We start from the raw sequence: 16,357 nt of genomic DNA on the forward strand, positions 1-16,357 counted from the left end.
GGGAAGGGGGCCTTCACGGACTTCAAGCCGGACGAGCGGCACACGAACAGTGGGGGCGGCACCGTATTTCTGCCCTTTTCGGTCACCCGAAAGGCGATTCACGCGACCGAAAAGGGCAACCGGGAGGGCTGAACGGCTCACTCCGAAAGGAGCAGCTCAGTTCGGGTTCTTTTCCAGGTATTCCGTCCAGACCTTCTTCGGCACGCACATTCGCCACGAGTCGACGATCAGCTCTCGTAACTCCTCGTAATCGATTGCGGACAGCCGGACGCGGACCCACTGATAGCGCATATCGGAGGGAATCGGCATCATGAACTTGTCCGGCTCGCCCGCCACCAGCGCTTCCCGCTCCTCTTTGGGATACCCGAATCCCAACACGGTTTCGTCGGGTGAGAGCGAAAGGAACACGATTCGCCCCACGCGGAACTTCGCCCGGTCCCGGACCAGCGCCTCATAGGCGCGAGGCAGCTCCGAAGCGATCCGTCTGACGTCATCCCCGGTTACCATTTTTCCACCATTCTCCGCTGTCTGTTCCCCAGTCACCCGTGGCGCCCATGGTGAAGGCGACGTAAAGGTATTCGTCCAGGATCTTCGCCAGTGACACGGGTCTGCCCACAAGGGCGGGGATCTTCTCCCCGTCGTCCGCCGCCTCCGCGATCACCGCGGCGGCCCACTCGCGGCCGAGCCGCAGATGCCTGCCGAACGCGGCGCCGTCGCGGTCGCCGTGGAGCGCTGCCGCGATGGCGGCGTCCCACGGGATGATCGTGTTGGGCCGCAACGCATACAGTGCCTTGGCCGCGGCGGTCGGGCCCAGCGTACGCCTCGTCCGTCCCGCCGAGACGACGACACCCGAGAGATCCGCGTACGCCTGCGCCGTCGCGTCGATCCCCGCGTCCGTCAGGTGGACGAGGTCGACAGTGGGCAGTGCGGAACCCCAGATCTCCCACCAGGCCCGGATCCCGTCGTCGAACGGGGCGGGCTCGCCTTCCCGCGGGTACCGGATACGGCATCCCCATGAGTTCAGCCAGCGCAGAAGAATTGTGCGATGTGCGGCCTGTGACAGGTCGATCGCGGACCGCGTTTCTTCGAGCAGTCGGAGCCAGGAGCTGTCGGCATTCGCGAAGCCGTTGAACACTTCGGCGGCGCGCCGGAGTTCGGCGAGAGGGGGTAGGGGACCACGCATGGGCGAACCCTATCCGGTGCCACCAAGGGGGTGAATTTCCGCGTCCAACTATTGGACTTTGTACATTGAGTCACCTATTTGTATCTGCTGCACGGTTCATTGGTCCTTTAGGGTTGTGGCCAGGAAGGCCGCAAGGATGATGGTCACGCAGAGCGATCGCGTTACCTCGTCCAGGGGAGGAGTAAGGCATGGGCAGACCCGAGCGACCGTTGGACGGCTCCACTGGTCCGATCGCCGCATTCGCTCATGATCTGCGTGTTTTGAGGAACCGTGCGGGAAACCCGAGCTACCGGGAACTCGCCAGGACGGCACTGTTCGCACCTTCCGTACTGTCCAGCGCGGCCAGTGGCCACCGGCTGCCCACTCTCGCCGTGACACTGGCGTTCGTCTCCGCGTGCGGGGGAGACCGGGCGGCGTGGGAACGGCGATGGCGGAGTCTCGCCGGGCAGACGGGAGGCGGCACCGAGGTCCGGGAGGAGCGCGCGCCCGCGCCGGCTCAGGCGGAGATACCGGCGGACGGCGCACACGCGCTGGCATCCGGCGTCATCCACCTCGCCCGTCCGGCCCAGCTGCCCATGGGGTCGAGGACCTTCGTCGGCAGGGAAGGGGATCTGGCCGAAGCCGCGGAAATGATCGGAGCGTCCGGTCCGATCAAGGTGCCGTTGCTCGTCAGTGGTCCGATCGGGGTAGGTAAAACCGCCTTCGCGTTGCGGCTGGCCGAAGAGGTGGCGGCGGACTTCCCGGACGGGCAGCTCTACGCCGACCTGAGCAACAGCGGGACCGGTGGCCGGTCGGCGAACGGGATCGTGCGCGGCTTCCTGCGCGCGCTCGGCGTGCCGGCGCATCTCGTGCCCGACGACCCGATGCAGCGGATCGGGTTGTACCGATCCCTGCTGGCGGAACGCCGGTTGTTCGTCCTCCTGGCGGGCGTCAGCGACGAGGGACAGGTGCGGCCGCTGCTGGGCCAGGCCCCGCACAGCCAGGTCGTGGTGACCAGCCGCGCCCGGCTGCTCGGGCTGGAGGACACGAACCGTGTCGAACTGGATACGTTCTCCCGTAAGGAATCGCTGGCATTGATCGGCCGGATCGCCGGACCGGGCCGGGTACGGGCCGAACACGACGCCACCGACTCGATCGCCGAACTGTGCGGGGATCTGCCGCTGGCGGTCAACATCGTCGGCCGCAAGATCGCCGCGCGCCCGGAATGGGCGATCGCGTACACGGCGGGCCAGCTCGCCGATCGCGAACGGCTCATGGACAGCCTCAGCGTGGGCGACGTCAACGTCCGCGACCGGTTCACCGCGGCGTACGAACATCTTTCGCCCGCCGAACGGGAGGCCATCCACCACTTCGGGCAGAGCGGGGCGGGCTGGACGACGTCGATCGGCGTCGCCGCGGCGATGGGCATCATGATCGAGACCGCCGACGAACTCCTCGAGTCCGTCGTGGACGCCGGACTTCTCCAGCGTGCCAACGTCGCCGGCCGCTACGCGGTCTCCCGGCTGGTCAGCGCGTTCGCCGCCGAGCGGCAACGGGACCCGGATTCCGTCGCCGCCGCCGTCCCGATGGTCGGCCGCAGGGCACGGAAGAACGCGTTCGAATCGCTGCGCCACGACGCCGTGCGCACCCTGCCCGGCAGCTCGTCCGAAGGTTGATTGTTCTCCCCGCGCGACGCTTCCGGTCAACGGAGCGCGCGGCTTGAATGAGTCGACGAATGAAGGCGAGCGAAATTCGGTGACACAATGCTGATTCTGTCGATGAAAGAGGGCCACGATGGCGGGATCGTGGCCATCGAGGACGGCAAGCTGCTGTTCGCGCTGGAGTCGGAAAAGGACAACTACCCGCGCTACGACCGGATCACCGGCGAGCTGATGGCACGCGCGGCGGGCATGCTCGACAAGCAGCCCGACGTGGTCGCGCTCGGGGGCTGGGTCAAGGGCGAGTTCTCGGTGGAACCCCCGTCCCGCACGGGATACTTCGGTGTCGGCGAAGGCGCGATCTCCGACGAGGTCGGCAAGTTCTTCGGCAAGGACGTGCGCTACTTCTCCTCCACTCACGAGCGCTCGCACATCTACACCTCCCTCGGGATGGCCCCGGCCGCTCCCGGCCAGGCGTACTACTCCCTGGTGTGGGAAGGGAACATCGGGGACTTCTACCGGATCGACGAGCGCGGTGAGGCCACTCACCTGCAGCACGTGCTGACCGACCCGGGCGCGAAGTATGCGTACCTCTTCGCGCTGGCGGACCCGGGTTTCCCGCTCGGCAAGGGGAAGTTCCGGTTCAACGACGCCGGCAAGCAGATGGCGCTGACCGGATTCGCCGAACCGGGCCCGCTCACCCCCGACGAGCAGAAGACCATCGACTTCATCCTCGACCGCGACGGCATCATCCTCGGCCTGTCCAAAGAGGAGATGTCCTGGTCCCATCTGTACAACGCGGGTGTCTGGTCGCAGGAGTACCGCAACGCGGCGGCGAAGCACTCGCAGGCGATCTTCAACCGGTTCCACGACTACGCGGAGAAGAACCTGACCGAGGGCCTGCCGTTGCTGATCTCCGGCGGCTGCGGCCTGAACTGCGACTGGAACCGGTTGTGGCGCGAGAGCGGCCTGTTCTCCTCGGTGTTCGTGCCGCCGTGCCCCAACGACAGCGGTTCCGCGCTGGGCACGGCCATCGACGCGCAGTGGTTCTACACCGGACAGGCGACCATCGATTGGGACGTCTACGCGGGGGAGAACTTCGTCGAGGACGTCGTCCCGGATCCGGCCAAGTACGAGACCCGGCCGCTCGTGGCGAGCGAGGTCGCCAAGTACATCAAGGACGGCAACATCATCGGCTGGGCCCGTGGCCGCTACGAGATGGGCCCGCGGGCGCTGGGCAACCGGTCCATCCTCGCCGCGCCGTTCACCGTGGACACCACCGTGCGGCTCAACAAGATCAAGCGTCGCGAGGACTACCGTCCGATCGCCCCGATCGCGCTGGAATCCGACGCGCCCCAGTGGTTCGTCGGCTCGGTGCAGGACCCGTACATGCTGTACTTCAACCACGTCACCTCCGACGAGCTGAAGGCCATCACGCATGTCGACGGGACCGCGCGCACCCAGACGGTGACCCGGGAACGCAACGCCGGCATCACGGACCTGCTCGAAGCGTTCCGCGAGCAGACCGGGTTCAGCGTGCTGTGCAACACCTCGCTGAACAACAACGGGCGCGGTTTCCTCAACCGCACCAGTGATCTCATCGAGTACGGGGAGACGTACGGCCTCGACGGCTACGTCATCAACGACACGTTCGTGACCCCGCGCGCATCCTGATTCCTTGCCCAACGGGGGTAAGGCCCGGATGCCACGTCCCCAGCCGTGGCGTCCGGGACCCCGTTGCGCCCACTCGAAGTCTCGCCCGGAGGGGGAAGGCCATGCGAGTCGTGCTCGCGGGCGGCGGTGTCATCGCGCTGCTGACCGCCGTGGAGTGCGTGTCGGCCGGGCACGAAGTGGTGATCGCCGACCAGGCGGACATCCCGTTCACCGGTGCCACGTCGTTCGACCGGCATCGCGTGCTGCGCGCGTTGCATCCCGGCGACCCGGCCACGACGGCGGCCGCGGTCGGCGCGCATCACGCGTGGATCGAACTGGAGCATCTGCTGTCCACGGCGTTCTACGAACAGTCGGGCGCGCTCACCGCGATCGGGGCGGACGAGGCGACGGCTGCGCGGGATCTGCTGAACGCGGCCGGGTCCAAGGCCGAAGTGTTCGGCGCGGGCGAACTCGCCGCCGAGTTCCCGCACGCCGGGTTCGTTCCCGGGACCGGCGCGGTCTTCGAGTCGCACGCCGGAGTCCTGCTCGCGGACCGGGTACTGACGGCTTGCGCGGGCTGGCTGCGCTGGAACGCCAAGGCGGAACTGCATCCGCACCGCAAGGTGATCGGAGTCGACACCGACCGGGCCGAGGTCCGGCTGGCCGACGGCGGCTCCCTGCGGGGCGACGCGGTCCTGCTGGCGGCGGGCCCGTGGTCCAGGGACCTGCTGGCCCCCGGGCTGGCCAGGGAACTCGTGCTGCACCGGCAGACGATGCTCTACTGCGACGTCCCGCCCGCCGACGCCGCGGCCTGGGCGGCGACACCGGCGATCACCTCGCTCGGCTCCGCCGGCGGCGCGTGGCTGGTGCCGCCGGTCGCCGGGACGCCGTTGAAGCTCAGTGCCGCGAGCGCCTGCCGGGTCGTCGACGAGATCGGCGCCGCCACCGCGCCCTCGTGGTGGCGTGAGCACCTGATCGACACGTTCGCCGAGCTGATCCCGGGTTTCCGCCGGGACTGGCTGATCGACACCCGGGACTGCCACTACCTGGCCCGGCGCTCCACCCTCGGCCCGATGCTCGCCGTCCTCGGCGACCGGGTCCTGTCCTACGCGGCGTGCGGCGGCTCGTCCTTCAAGTTCGCCCCGCTGATCGCCCGGTCGCTGACCGCGCGCCTGACCGGCGCGGATCCGGCCCCGACCGGACTCGAACCGCTCGACCGGCCGCTCGTGCGCGCGTCCGGCGTCCATCCGATCCGTCCTGCCCTACGAGGTGTGTCGTGAAACTGCTCGCGCTGGAAGCCAGCCAGAACTCCTACTACTACCTGCCCCGGTACCAGCAGATCGAGGACTTCGGCGGAGTGCTGTACGTGCTCAACGGGGTCGGGACCGAGGACCTCTGGCCGTCCGAGCGCTACCGGATCGCCGGCAGCAACCACATCGACGACCTGATCGAGCACGCGAAGGCCTGGCACGCCGAGGAGTCCTTCGACGGCGTGCTCACCTTCTCCGAGTCCGGTGTGGTCCTGGTCGCCGCGGTGGCCGAGGCGCTCGGCCTGCCCGGTATCGGCGTGGACGCGGCCCGGACGAGCCGGAACAAGCTGATCATGCGGCAGGCGCACGAAAAGGGCGGTGCCGCGCATCCGGACTACCGATTCGTCGAAGACCTCGATTCGGCCCTCCAGGCGGCCGAGGACTTCGGATACCCGGTGATCCTGAAGCCGACGCTCGGCGCGGCCAGCAACTTCGTCTTCCGCGTCGACGACGAGGAGAAGATGCGGGAACGCTACGCGCAGGCGCGCGAAGGCATCGACCGGATGACCTGGTACAACATGGAGGCCGAGGGGCTGGATCTCGGTCCGCACGGCCTGCTCGTCGAGTCCTTTCTGGACGGTCACGAACACCTCATCGAGGCGCTGGCCTGGGACGACGAGGTCTACCTGGGATCCATTGTGGACAGGGTCACGTCGGAAGGTGAGACCTTCGACGACGACGTGCACCACGCGCCGACATCGCTGACCCCGGACCAAGTGGCCGAAGTGCAGGGCGTGGTGGCCGCCGGGGTGCGGGCGCAGGGCATCACCCGCGGCGCGCTGCACGCCGAGGTCCGCTTCCACCAGGGCAAACCGTTCCTGCTGGAGATCGCCGTCCGCCCCGGCGGCGGAGGGCTCGACCACATGGCGCGGCTTTCGGCCGGATACGACCCGATCCGGGGACTGATGGACGTCTCCCGCGGTGTGCGGCCGGACGTCCACCACTTCAGCCCGACCGGGCTGCACACGGCCGCGATGTGCCTGATCTGCCCCGGCGGCGTGATCGCCTCGATCGAGGTCCCGCCGGCGGTGAACGACTCGGAAGCCTTGTACTACCTCAAGATCTTCGCGAAGCCGGGTGATCTGATCAAGCGCCCGCCGCTCGGCAACAACATCTTCGGCGGCATCGGCGCGCTCGGGGCGTCGTTCGACGAAGCCATGCGCAACGCGAACGACCTGGCCGGGAAGATCGAGGTCAAGCTCAGCGAAACCCAGAAATAGCAACGGATCCCGTTCTGTGAAACCGGCCCCTTACCCAGGGGCCGGTGGAAGAAGACGCCCAAAACCGCGTGGAGGAAGCGTGTCACGGACAGCCACTCAACGGCATTACCTGATGGTCAGACCGACGTACTTCGACGTCGAGTACTCGATCAATCCCTGGATGGACCCGAAGAAGCCCACGTATACCGAGCTCGCCCTCGCCCAGTGGGAGTGGCTGCACGATCTCTACGTCGATCTGGGGCACCGCGTCGACCTGCTCGAACCGGTGCCGGGCCTGCCCGACATGGTGTTCGCGGCCAACGGCGCCACCGTGGTCAACGGCCAGGTCCTCGTCGCGCGGTTCCATCACATGCAGCGGGCCGGCGAGTCCGACGCGTACCTGGAGTGGTTCCGGGCCAACGGATATCGCTACGTCCGGCAGGCACAGTGGGTCAACGAGGGGGAGGGCGACTACCTCGTCGCGGGGAAGAAGATCCTCGCCGGGACCGGGTTCCGCACCAATCCCGAGGCACACAACGAATCCCGCGAGTTCTTCGGCTGCCCCGTGATCGGGCTGACCCTGATCGACCCGCGGTACTACCACCTCGACACCGCGCTCGCCGTCCTCGACGACGAAACGGTCATGTACTACCCGGAGGCGTTCTCCGAGGACAGCCGCCTGGTGCTCAAAGAAATGTACCCGGACGCGATCCTGGCCTCGGAGCGTGATGCCGCCGTCTTCGGGCTCAATGCCGTGTCGGACGGCAAGCACGTCGTGCTCCCGCAGGCGGCCACCGGGCTGACCGCGCAGCTGCGGGAACACGGTTTCGAACCCATCGGTGCCGATTTGTCCGAACTGCTGAAGGCAGGCGGCAGCGTCAAATGCTGCACGCTGGAATTGCGTGCCGGTTAAGGAGAACTCCATGGAGTCAGCTGTACCGGAGAGGACCGGGCGCACCACACTGCGCCGGGTCCTCGTCGGGGCGACGTTGATCGCGGTGCCCGCGGTGGTGGTCGTCGTGGTGCTCGGCCTGGGTTCGGCCTACGAACCCGTCGCGGGCACCGCGGCCAAGGCCGCGAGCGGCGGACCCGACATCTACGCACGCCTGCTGGTCGCTTTGCCGGTGATCCTGGGCGCCTGCTATCTGGCGGGCGCGCTGGCCCGGCGGCTCGGCCAGCCCCCGGTGATCGGCGAGATCGTCGCGGGCATCCTGCTGGGGCCGTCGCTGTTCGGGCTCGTGTGGCCCGGCGCGTTCGGCTGGCTGTTCCCCAGCGGGGTGGTCTCGGCGATCAACATCCTGGCGCAGCTGGGCCTGATCTTCTTCATGTACCTGGTCGGTTCCGAGATCGACCTCGACGCGGTGCGCGAACGCGGGTTCACCGCGGTGACGGTCAGCCAGGTCAGCATCGCGCTGCCGATGGTCACCGGCATCGTGCTCGCGCTCGGCATGTACCCGGTGTTCGGCGGCGACGTCGGCTTCCTCGCGTTCGGGCTGTTCATCGCGGTCTCGATGAGCGTGACGGCGTTCCCGGTGCTGGCGCGGATCCTGACCGACCGCGGGATCTCGAAGACCCCGCTGGGCGCGCTCGCGCTCACCTGCGCCGCCGTCGACGACGTCGCCGCGTGGTGCCTGCTCGCCGTCGTGGTCGCCGTCAGCCAGGGCGGCACGCCGTCGGAGGTCTTCCTGACCGTCGGGCTCACCCTGGCCTTCGTCGCGCTGATGGTCTACGTCGTCCGGCCGCTGCTGCACAAGTTGCTGACCCGGGTGCCGGAGCCCGCGGTCCTCGCGATCCTGCTCGGCGGGATCATGCTGTCGGCCCTGGCCACCAACGAGATCGGCATCCACGCGCTCTTCGGCGCCTTCCTGTTCGGCGCGATCGCGCCGAGGCGGGACCCGGTCGTCGCCCGCGCCGCCGGGAAGCTCGGCAGCGTGACCCTGACCCTGCTGCTGCCGCTGTTCTTCGCCTATACCGGGCTGCACACCGAGTTCAGCCTGCTCGGTTCCGGATCGATGTGGCTGTGGACCCTGGCCGTCACGGCGGTGGCGGTGTTCGGGAAATGGGCCGGCAGTACCACGGCGGCCCGGCTGACCGGCGTCGGCTGGCGCGAGTCGCTGTCGCTCGGGGCGCTGATGAACTGCCGCGGGCTGACCGAACTGGTGGTCCTCAACGTCGGCCTCCAGTTGAAGGTGATCAGCCCGACGGTGTTCGCGATGCTCGTGATCATGACGCTGGTCTCGACGATCGCCACCGCCCCCGCACTCACCCTGATCGACAGGTTCGGGAAGAAGTCCGAAAAGGACTCGGAGAAGACCGCCGGTCCAGCGGCGGCGGAAAGTAGATAGGACACCATGACCAGCAAGCAGGAAACCCTAGTCAGCACCTTCGCCGAAGTCGTGCTCCCCGACGAGGTCCGGGACATCATCGGGAACGACCTGCGGTCCTTCGCGAACCCGGTCGAGGACATCGACCGGTCGCTGGCGATGCTCCGGGTCACGTTCTCGAAGCTGCCGATCGACCAGTTGCAGACGATCCTGGACTTCGGCAGGCACGTCGACACCCCCGGCGTCGCGCTCGTGCGCAACCTGCCGGTGGACCCGGAGCTTCCGGAGACGCCGATCGACGGGGAACCCAGCAAGGACAAGAAGACCTTCGTCGCCGAGACCGTCCTTTTGGGACTGAGCCAGCTGCTCGGCGAACCCGTCGGGTTCACCACCGAGAAGAGCGGGCGGCTCGTGCACGACGTCGTCCCCGTCTCGGCGGGCGCGCGGAGCCAGACCAACCAGAGCTCACACGTGTTCCTGAACTTCCACAACGACATCGTGCACGACGAGGTCGGCCGTTACGACGTGTCCAATCCGGACTTCCTGGTGCTGAACTGCGTTCGCCAGGACGGGAACAAGGAGGCCGTCACCTACTACGCCGACGGCCGGGACATCTCCGCCGCCCTGGACCCGGAGGTGCTCGACATCCTGCGCCGTCCGGTGTTCCGGCTCAACGCGCCTGGAAGTTACGTGCGCGATGTGGCCAAGGGGGCCGACGTGCTGTCCGACCTCGTGCCGGTGATCTCCGGGCCGGCGGAGTCGCCGGAGGTGGCGGTCTCGGCCAACGGCGTGGTGGGGGAGACCGTCGAGGCGGAGCAGGCGCTGGAGCACTTGCAGCGCGTCTGCCGCGAGGTCGCGCACCAGGTCAAGCTGGAGCCGGGGACCGCGCTGCTGATCAACAACCGGAAGGGCCTGCACGCGAGGTCGCAGTTCTTCGCGCGGCACAACGGGCGTGACCGGTGGCTGCAGCGCACCTACATCCGGCGCAGCCTGTGGACGATCCGGTACCGCGGCACGGCCGAGGACCGGCGGGTGCACTGAGGATCTTTGTCCGTGAAGGCCTCCTTGAGGGACCCAGGGTCCCTCAAGGAGGCCTTCACGGACCGCTGCCGCCCCGGAACCCCGGCGGGACTGGTTTTCGCAGGTCGCGGAGGGGGTACTTCAGGGCAATGAGACCCAACTCGGAGGTGCCGCCGTACGTGCTGGCCGCGCAGGCGGGAGGCGCCGTGCGTCACCTGTGCCGTCGGATGCGGAACGGCGAACCGGCCTCGCCCACTGACCTCTGCCGGACTCTCGGCGCGTTGCAGCAGCTCGCCGGCGACCTCGCCCACGTGCTGCCCGGTCTGCAAGAACAACTCGAAGCAAGCCTGCTGGCCGGCCGAATCGGCACGGGCGAGACGGCGGGGGAGGCCTGGGACAAGGTCGCCGACGTCGGCCATGCTCTCGCACAGGCCCACGCGAGCAGCCTGGTGATGGCCACTGAGCTGCGCGCCTCGCAGCGGGTGCTCGGAGAGCTCGCCTCTTCGTGACTCAGCCGACCGGCTGAGTCCGGACCACCGCCACCGGACAGTGCGCGTGGTGCAGCGCGTCGTCGCTGATCGAACCGAGCAGCAGACGCCGGAGGTCACCGCGATCGCTCCGGCCGACCACCAGCAGCGCGGCCTCGCTGGACTGAACGGTCAACGCCTGCGCGGCGGGCCCGATGCCGTGCACCATTTCCACGGCGACGTCCGGATAGCGCTCCTGCCACGGCTTGAGCTGCCGGGCGACGAGTTCGTCGGCGACTTCCTGGGGGAGACCGGGCGACGGATCCAGGACCGGCCCGCCGAGCAGGGGTTCGCTCGCGGGACCCCAGATCGGCATCCTCGCGACGTGGACCGCGTGCACGGTCAGTCCGTGACGTGCCGCGAAGTCGAACGCGAAACCGGCCGCCTGCGCGCTCTGCTCGGAGCCGTCGGTACCGAGGATCACCGGCCCGTCCGGGGGCGGCTGCTCCCCGCGTACGACTACGACCGGCCGCCCGGCGGTCTTGGTCACGCCGGATTCCGTCGAACCGCTGACGGCCCTGGCGAACAACCCGGTGTGGGATTCGCCCAGCACGATCATCGCCGCGTCCGTCTCGTCGGCGACCGCGGTCAGGACCTCTTCCGGAGTGCCGCCGCGGACGACCGTGCGGACGTCGACGCCGGGATCGGAACGTTCCAGGGCTTCCGCCATCGAGGCGAGTCGCCGCTGGGCGGGCTCGACCTCGGCCGCGTCGCCCGCGTGCGCGAGGAGCAGGCCGAGTCCGCGGGATTGCGCCTCGGCGGCCGCCCAGCGCACGGCGCGTTCGGCCTCCTGCGATCCGTCGAAACCGGTCACGACGGGTCCGGGGTGGGTTCGGTCGGCGGACATGGGGCATCACCTCCGTTTTGCCGGTGGTACCCGCTTTTCGCGGTCTTCAAGTCACCGAAGTCCTCCGTCCGGTTTCGCCTGCCCCCGGATCTGGGTACTTCAAGGTATGACTTCCCTGTCGACGCCCCGCGCGCTTGACACGAAGCGCGCACTCCCGGTGCCCTGCGAATCACGGGCGCTGGAAGAACCGAGGGGACGTCTGCGGCTGCAGGTGAGCAGGCCGACCAAGGGGACCGCCGTCATCACGGCGAACGGCGCGGTCGACCTCGGTACCGCGCCCCGGTTCTGGGACATGCTGAACCAGCGGCTCCACGGTCACGGCGCCACGCTGATCGTCAACCTGTCCGATCTCGATTTCTTCGGTGTGACCGGTATTCGGGTGCTCGAACGGGCGCAGTTGCTCGCCGACGACACGGGCACGCTCCTGTTCGTCTTCCCCGGCGAGTGCCGTTCCGCCCGGCGGTTGCTCGACCTCTACGACGGCGCGGGTCTTCATTCGCTGTAAGCGCCTTCGGTGACGCGTCACAAACGGCGGCGGGCCGAAAGAGCCGCGTTCAACAGGGCGATGTGTTCGAGCCGGGTGGGGTCCAGGCCGGTGAGATCGGCGATCCGGCGCAGCCGGTAGTCGACGGTGTTGGGGTGGACGTGCAGGTCGGCGGCGGTCTGTCGTCGTCCGCCCCGCCGCAGGAAGGTTTCCAGCGTCTGCAGGAGTTCTTCGTTGCCGTCCAGCGGCGCGAGCCGGGTGGCCAGCCGGTCCAAGGCCGGGCCAGGGCGCGAGAGCTGGTATTCGAGCAGGACGTCGTCGAGCCGGTACAGCCCGGGCGGTCGCCCGGATCCGGTGGCGACCGCGAGCACGTCCTGCGCGAGCTTCGCCGCGGCTGACACGCCGGACGGGCCGGCGGCGGCGGTCCCGGCGATGACCTCCGCGCCCGCGGTGCGGGCGACGTCGGAGAGGACCCGCTCCAGCCGTGCCCAGTCGCGTGTGGACAGTTCTTCGGCCGGGGTTTCGTGCGGCAGCAAGGCGATGCCGCCCTCTGGAGTGAGCGAGGTCAGGACCGTGCCCCGGATCTGCCGCTCCAGTTCGACCCGCAGCCGCCGGAGTTTCCGGCGTCCGGCGATCAGCGGGTCGACCCCGTTGTCCTCCTCGTCCGGATGCGCCCCGACCGACGCCGCGAGGACGATGTAGCACGGCGGCAGGCGCAGGCCTGCCTGTCCCGCCGCGACGTCCGCCGGGTCGCCGTCGAGCAGGGCGGACAGCACCGTGTGCCGCGCCGAACGCTCGTCGTCGAACATCGTCCGGCGCTCGTCGAGGTAGCCCGCGCCGACCGCGGGGGTGACCACTTCGAGGTAACGCAGAGTCAGCGCGTTGACGGCCAGGACGTCGGCGACCTCCTCCGGCCGCGCGTCCGACGTCACCGACGCCCAGACCACCTGGATGCCGATGTGGTACGCGGTGAGCACGATGTCGATCGGGATGCCCTCCTCCGCGCGCCGGGCGGCCGATTCGCGGAGGAAGTCGAGTTCCTCCTGCGTCGGCGTGTCCCCGGTGCGGAGGGTGTCGATGAACGACCGCAGGTTCTGCTCGATCACGTGCGTGATGTCGCCGCTGAGTTCTTCGGCGGGCAGCAGGCCGTACTCCGGGATGCGGGCGACGATCTCGGACAGGACCGTCTTGGTGAGCGACGGCAGGACTTCGGTCAGCCGCTCCGCCAGTGGACGTCCGCCGATACGGAATCCCGGATCCTTGTCACCCGTCACAACCGCCCATCATGACAGCTGGTCAGCGAGTGAGCGCGTCCCGCGCCGAATCGAGCGTCGGGTGCACGTTGAAGACGCTGTCGAGGCCGAGCAGCGACATCGGTCGCAACAGGGCCCGCTCCTGGGTGACCAGGACGAACGGGACGCCCGCCTTCTCGGCCTGCGTGCGGATCTGGACGAGGGCGGTGAAGCCGGACGAATCACAGAACGTGACCGCGGACAGGTCCGCGATCAACGCCGCGGGGGTGAACCTGAGTTCCTCTTCCAAAGCCTTCCGCAGGCCGTCCGAGACGGCGAGGTCGATCTCGCCGGATACGGTGACCACGGTGTCGGCGCTGGACGTGGTGACCGAGATGTCGAGCGGGGACACGAATCTCCGTGCTGGACGGGGCGGATCTGAAGCGGGAGCGCGGTAATCGGTCAAAGTGACTCCTTGCCGGTACGAGGGGACCGGCTACTGCCCGGTGGACATACCGGACCCGTGAAAAGGGACCCGGCGGCTGGTGTCTGAACCGCGACGGGACAACCGTAGCAGCCTCGCGGCCCGTCTCGCCGGTTGAGCGGTGTCCGTCCGGTCACGGTGGAACTCCTCGTAGGCTGAACGCCACACGCGGTGGACGGGAGGCCGAGGTGACCGGGACGACGACGGCCGAGGTGATGGCCGAACTTGCCGCGCTCGAGGATCCGCGCGCACGCGCGGTGAACGAGAAACGCGGTGACGACCACGGGGTGAACCTCGGCAAGCTGCGCGCGCTCGCGAAGCGGCTGAAAACCCAGCAGGAGCTCGCGTTGGAGCTCTGGGCGACCGACGACACCGCGTCGAAACTGCTCGCGCTCCTGATCTGCCGCCCGAAGGCGTTCGAGCGTGACGAGCTGGACCGCATGGTGCGCGAGGCGCGCACCCCGAAGGTGCACGACTGGCTCGTGAACTACGTGGTCAAGAAGAACCCGCACGCCGAAGAGCTGCGCCTGGCCTGGTCCGGGGATCCGGACCCCGTGGTCGCGAGCGCGGGGTGGGCGCTGACCACCGAACGGGTGGCGAAGAAGCCCGAGGGCCTGGACCTCACCCGGCTGCTCGATGTCATCGAGGCGGAGATGAAGACCGCGCCGGATCGGTTGCAGTGGGCGATGAACCATTGCCTGGCGCAGATCGGGATCGACCACGCCGGGCACCGTGCGCGGGCGATCGGCATCGGGGAGCGCCTGGAGGTGCTCAAGGACTACCCGACGCCGCCGAACTGCACGTCGCCGTTCGCGCCCGTCTGGATCACCGAGGTGGTGCGGCGGCGGCACGCGTAGCGTCCGCCTTGATGTCCTCGAACTGGGCACCCATGCGCGCCGCGAGCGCCTGCGCCGCCCGCAACGGCCGGACCATCACCTTGAAGTCGGTGATCTTGCCGTCGGCGTCGAAGGTCAGGAGGTCGCAGCCGTTGATCTCCAGCCCGTCCACCGTGGCCTCGAACTCGTACACGTGGTGCGCGCCGTCGTGGATCTCGCGGACGTAGCGGAAGTCCTCGAACACGCGCAGGACCCCGCGCAGGATCGCCCCGGTGATCGCCTTTCCCTGGTAGGGCTTGAAAGCCACCGGGCTGGTGAAGACCACGTCGTCGGCGAGCATCGCCTCGATCGCGGCGGCGTCCTTCGCTTCGACTGCCTGACGGAACGTGGGCATGAGCGATCTCCTCATAGTCAACTTGTTGAGTAGATGCCGCCGAGCCTAGGTGATCAGCCCGCCCACTGTCCATCAAAGTGACTAATCAACTTTGCGACTAGTCCGGTCGGCGATACCATCGCGCCATGGCGTTGCGGAACGCGATCCTCGCGATGCTCCTGGACGGCGAGTCCTCGGGCTACGACCTGGCGAAGGGCTTCAACGCGTCGGTCGCCAACTTCTGGACCGCGACACCCCAGCAGCTCTACCGGGAGCTGGACAAGATGGAGTCGCAGGGCCTGGTGGCGGCCCGGGTCGTCGAACAGGAGCGGCGGCCGAACAAGCGGCTCTTCTCCTTGACCGACGCCGGCGCGGCCGAACTCGCCGAGTTCACCACGCGGGCACCGAAGCCGACCGCGATCCGCGACGAGCTGCTGGTGCAGATCCAAGCGGTCGAGGCCGGTGACGACGAGCGGATCCGGCGTGCCGTCGCGGACAGGATGGCCGTCGCCGAAACAAAGCTCAAACGCTTCGAACGCCTCCGGGACCGCCTGCTCGGCGAGTCCGCCGAGGCGGAGTTCCTCGCGACCGCGCCGCGGGTCGGCCCGTATCTGACCCTCGCCCGCGGGATCGCGTTCGAACAGGAGAACATCCGTTGGTGCGAACAGGTTCTCGCGGTGCTCGACCGGCGCGAGGCCGCGGGTTTCGGAGGTGAACGGCTTGGCTGAACGGGAGAAGGGCCCGGCGTTTCGTCAGGTGGTGCTGGACTGCGTCGACGTCCGCGCTCTCGCGGAGTTCTACCGGCGGCTGCTGGTGTGGAACTACCGTCCGGGTGACGAACTGCCTCGGTCCGGTGCCGACGACAAGGACTGGCTGGTGCTGCGAAACCCGGACGGCGGGGCGCAACTCGCCTTCCAGCAGGTCGATCGGCTGGAAGAAGCGAGCTGGCCGGACGCCGAGCCGGTTCCCCAGCAACTGCACCTGGACCTGACCGTGGACTCGGTCGAGGAACTCGACGTGCAGCACGCCCGCGTCCTCGAACTCGGCGGGCGGCTCCGGTTGGACCGCAGCGAAGATCCCGAAGAACCCCTGCGCGTCTACGTGGATCCGGCGGGGCATCCGTTCTGCGTCTTCGTCGTCTGAAGGTCTTATCGAGGGTTCGTGGCCAGGCGTGACTCGCGTGATCAGACGGCGAACTCGCGTGCTTGGAGGCGGAACTCACGTGATTGGGCGTGCGGCTTCTGATCA

18 protein-coding genes are annotated in these 16,357 nt (G+C 68.4%); 12 read left to right on the forward strand and 6 right to left on the reverse strand.

The features are described 5' to 3' along the window. Positions 1-156: 156 nt before the first annotated feature. Both B0293_RS03355 and B0293_RS03360 read right to left on the reverse strand, forming a co-directional pair. Complete coding sequence (locus B0293_RS03355; RefSeq protein ID WP_005163860.1) at positions 157-507, reverse strand: MmcQ/YjbR family DNA-binding protein; 351 nt, start codon at positions 505-507, stop codon at positions 157-159. After that, positions 491-1,183, reverse strand: coding sequence for a hypothetical protein (locus tag B0293_RS03360; RefSeq protein WP_039919192.1), 693 nt, complete (start codon positions 1,181-1,183; stop codon positions 491-493). Before B0293_RS03360 ends, B0293_RS03355 begins: the two co-directional genes overlap by 17 nt. A gap of 188 nt (positions 1,184-1,371) precedes the next feature. On the opposite strand from B0293_RS03360, the gene B0293_RS03365 reads away from it, so the two are divergent. The 8 genes from B0293_RS03365 (at position 1,372) to B0293_RS03400 (ending at position 10,835) form a co-directional block, all read left to right on the forward strand. Further along, on the forward strand, positions 1,372-2,838 hold the full coding sequence (locus tag B0293_RS03365) for an NB-ARC domain-containing protein (protein WP_039919191.1): 1,467 nt from the start codon (positions 1,372-1,374) through the stop codon (positions 2,836-2,838). A gap of 87 nt (positions 2,839-2,925) precedes the next feature. Next, positions 2,926-4,494 (forward strand): carbamoyltransferase C-terminal domain-containing protein, encoded by a 1,569-nt coding sequence (locus B0293_RS03370; protein ID WP_005163853.1) that lies wholly within the window; start codon positions 2,926-2,928, stop codon positions 4,492-4,494. 101 nt (positions 4,495-4,595) lie between these two features. Next, positions 4,596-5,753 (forward strand): NAD(P)/FAD-dependent oxidoreductase, encoded by a 1,158-nt coding sequence (locus B0293_RS03375; RefSeq protein ID WP_005163852.1) that lies wholly within the window; start codon positions 4,596-4,598, stop codon positions 5,751-5,753. Continuing rightward, positions 5,750-7,003: an ATP-grasp domain-containing protein gene (locus B0293_RS03380; protein ID WP_005163845.1), complete on the forward strand. Its 1,254-nt coding sequence runs from the start codon at positions 5,750-5,752 to the stop codon at positions 7,001-7,003. The genes B0293_RS03375 and B0293_RS03380 overlap by 4 nt, the downstream gene beginning before the upstream one ends. A gap of 79 nt (positions 7,004-7,082) precedes the next feature. Beyond that, on the forward strand, positions 7,083-7,895 hold the full coding sequence (gene ddaH, locus B0293_RS03385) for a dimethylargininase (RefSeq protein ID WP_005163843.1): 813 nt from the start codon (positions 7,083-7,085) through the stop codon (positions 7,893-7,895). Positions 7,896-7,905: 10 nt separating this feature from the next. Next, positions 7,906-9,327, forward strand: a complete 1,422-nt coding sequence (locus B0293_RS03390; protein ID WP_005163842.1) for a cation:proton antiporter — start codon at positions 7,906-7,908, stop codon at positions 9,325-9,327. Between the two features lie 6 nt (positions 9,328-9,333). Continuing rightward, the gene (locus B0293_RS03395) at positions 9,334-10,347 is read left to right on the forward strand and encodes a TauD/TfdA family dioxygenase (RefSeq protein WP_005163840.1); all 1,014 of its coding nucleotides are present in this window, start codon (positions 9,334-9,336) and stop codon (positions 10,345-10,347) included. Between the two features lie 128 nt (positions 10,348-10,475). Then, positions 10,476-10,835 carry a hypothetical protein gene (locus tag B0293_RS03400; protein ID WP_039919189.1) on the forward strand — a complete coding sequence of 120 codons (360 nt, stop codon included), beginning with the start codon at positions 10,476-10,478 and terminating at the stop codon, positions 10,833-10,835. 1 nt (position 10,836) lies between these two features. Here the strand turns inward: B0293_RS03400 and B0293_RS03405 are convergent, their stop codons facing one another. Then, the gene (locus B0293_RS03405; RefSeq protein WP_005163838.1) at positions 10,837-11,700 is read right to left on the reverse strand and encodes a universal stress protein; all 864 of its coding nucleotides are present in this window, start codon (positions 11,698-11,700) and stop codon (positions 10,837-10,839) included. A 106-nt stretch (positions 11,701-11,806) separates the two neighbouring features. Between B0293_RS03405 and B0293_RS03410 the strand changes: the two genes are divergently transcribed. Continuing rightward, a complete protein-coding gene (locus B0293_RS03410; protein ID WP_245192036.1) occupies positions 11,807-12,205 on the forward strand; it encodes an STAS domain-containing protein in 399 nt (132 codons plus the stop codon). Between the two features lie 17 nt (positions 12,206-12,222). Here B0293_RS03410 and B0293_RS03415 read toward each other — a convergent pair whose 3' ends face one another. Together B0293_RS03415 and B0293_RS03420 are read right to left on the reverse strand one after the other, a co-directional pair. Then, the gene (locus tag B0293_RS03415) at positions 12,223-13,458 is read right to left on the reverse strand and encodes a PucR family transcriptional regulator (RefSeq protein ID WP_005163836.1); all 1,236 of its coding nucleotides are present in this window, start codon (positions 13,456-13,458) and stop codon (positions 12,223-12,225) included. A 22-nt stretch (positions 13,459-13,480) separates the two neighbouring features. After that, positions 13,481-13,828 carry an STAS domain-containing protein gene (locus B0293_RS03420; protein WP_005163835.1) on the reverse strand — a complete coding sequence of 116 codons (348 nt, stop codon included), beginning with the start codon at positions 13,826-13,828 and terminating at the stop codon, positions 13,481-13,483. A gap of 260 nt (positions 13,829-14,088) precedes the next feature. On the opposite strand from B0293_RS03420, the gene B0293_RS03425 reads away from it, so the two are divergent. Beyond that, positions 14,089-14,757 carry a DNA alkylation repair protein gene (locus tag B0293_RS03425; protein ID WP_005163834.1) on the forward strand — a complete coding sequence of 223 codons (669 nt, stop codon included), beginning with the start codon at positions 14,089-14,091 and terminating at the stop codon, positions 14,755-14,757. On the opposite strand, the gene B0293_RS03430 is transcribed toward B0293_RS03425, so the two are convergent. Next, complete coding sequence (locus B0293_RS03430) at positions 14,726-15,130, reverse strand: nuclear transport factor 2 family protein (RefSeq protein ID WP_005163833.1); 405 nt, start codon at positions 15,128-15,130, stop codon at positions 14,726-14,728. The genes B0293_RS03425 and B0293_RS03430 overlap by 32 nt on opposite strands. Positions 15,131-15,255: 125 nt before the next feature. On the opposite strand from B0293_RS03430, the gene B0293_RS03435 reads away from it, so the two are divergent. Next, entirely contained in the window at positions 15,256-15,837 is a 582-nt protein-coding gene (locus B0293_RS03435; RefSeq protein ID WP_005163832.1) for a PadR family transcriptional regulator, read from the forward strand. Further along, positions 15,830-16,252, forward strand: coding sequence for a VOC family protein (locus B0293_RS03440; protein WP_005163831.1), 423 nt, complete (start codon positions 15,830-15,832; stop codon positions 16,250-16,252). The genes B0293_RS03435 and B0293_RS03440 overlap by 8 nt, the downstream gene beginning before the upstream one ends. Positions 16,253-16,357 lie beyond the last annotated feature (105 nt).

The organism is Amycolatopsis azurea DSM 43854, assembly GCF_001995215.1.
GTDB lineage: Bacteria > Actinomycetota > Actinomycetes > Mycobacteriales > Pseudonocardiaceae > Amycolatopsis > Amycolatopsis azurea.

What these genes read in the sequence shown, in the direction of transcription:
- B0293_RS03355 (WP_005163860.1), bottom strand. Translation starts at nt 507, where the DNA reads ATGGTAACCGGGGATGACGTCAGACGGATCGCTTCGGAGCTGCCTCGC.
- B0293_RS03360 (WP_039919192.1), bottom strand. Translation starts at nt 1,183, where the DNA reads ATGCGTGGTCCCCTACCCCCTCTCGCCGAACTCCGGCGCGCCGCCGAA.
- B0293_RS03365 (WP_039919191.1), top strand. Translation starts at nt 1,372, where the DNA reads ATGGGCAGACCCGAGCGACCGTTGGACGGCTCCACTGGTCCGATCGCC.
- B0293_RS03370 (WP_005163853.1), top strand. Translation starts at nt 2,926, where the DNA reads ATGCTGATTCTGTCGATGAAAGAGGGCCACGATGGCGGGATCGTGGCC.
- B0293_RS03375 (WP_005163852.1), top strand. Translation starts at nt 4,596, where the DNA reads ATGCGAGTCGTGCTCGCGGGCGGCGGTGTCATCGCGCTGCTGACCGCC.
- B0293_RS03390 (WP_005163842.1), top strand. Translation starts at nt 7,906, where the DNA reads ATGGAGTCAGCTGTACCGGAGAGGACCGGGCGCACCACACTGCGCCGG.
- B0293_RS03395 (WP_005163840.1), top strand. Translation starts at nt 9,334, where the DNA reads ATGACCAGCAAGCAGGAAACCCTAGTCAGCACCTTCGCCGAAGTCGTG.
- B0293_RS03400 (WP_039919189.1), top strand. Translation starts at nt 10,476, where the DNA reads ATGAGACCCAACTCGGAGGTGCCGCCGTACGTGCTGGCCGCGCAGGCG.
- B0293_RS03405 (WP_005163838.1), bottom strand. Translation starts at nt 11,700, where the DNA reads ATGTCCGCCGACCGAACCCACCCCGGACCCGTCGTGACCGGTTTCGAC.
- B0293_RS03410 (WP_245192036.1), top strand. Translation starts at nt 11,807, where the DNA reads ATGACTTCCCTGTCGACGCCCCGCGCGCTTGACACGAAGCGCGCACTC.
- B0293_RS03430 (WP_005163833.1), bottom strand. Translation starts at nt 15,130, where the DNA reads ATGCCCACGTTCCGTCAGGCAGTCGAAGCGAAGGACGCCGCCGCGATC.
- B0293_RS03435 (WP_005163832.1), top strand. Translation starts at nt 15,256, where the DNA reads ATGGCGTTGCGGAACGCGATCCTCGCGATGCTCCTGGACGGCGAGTCC.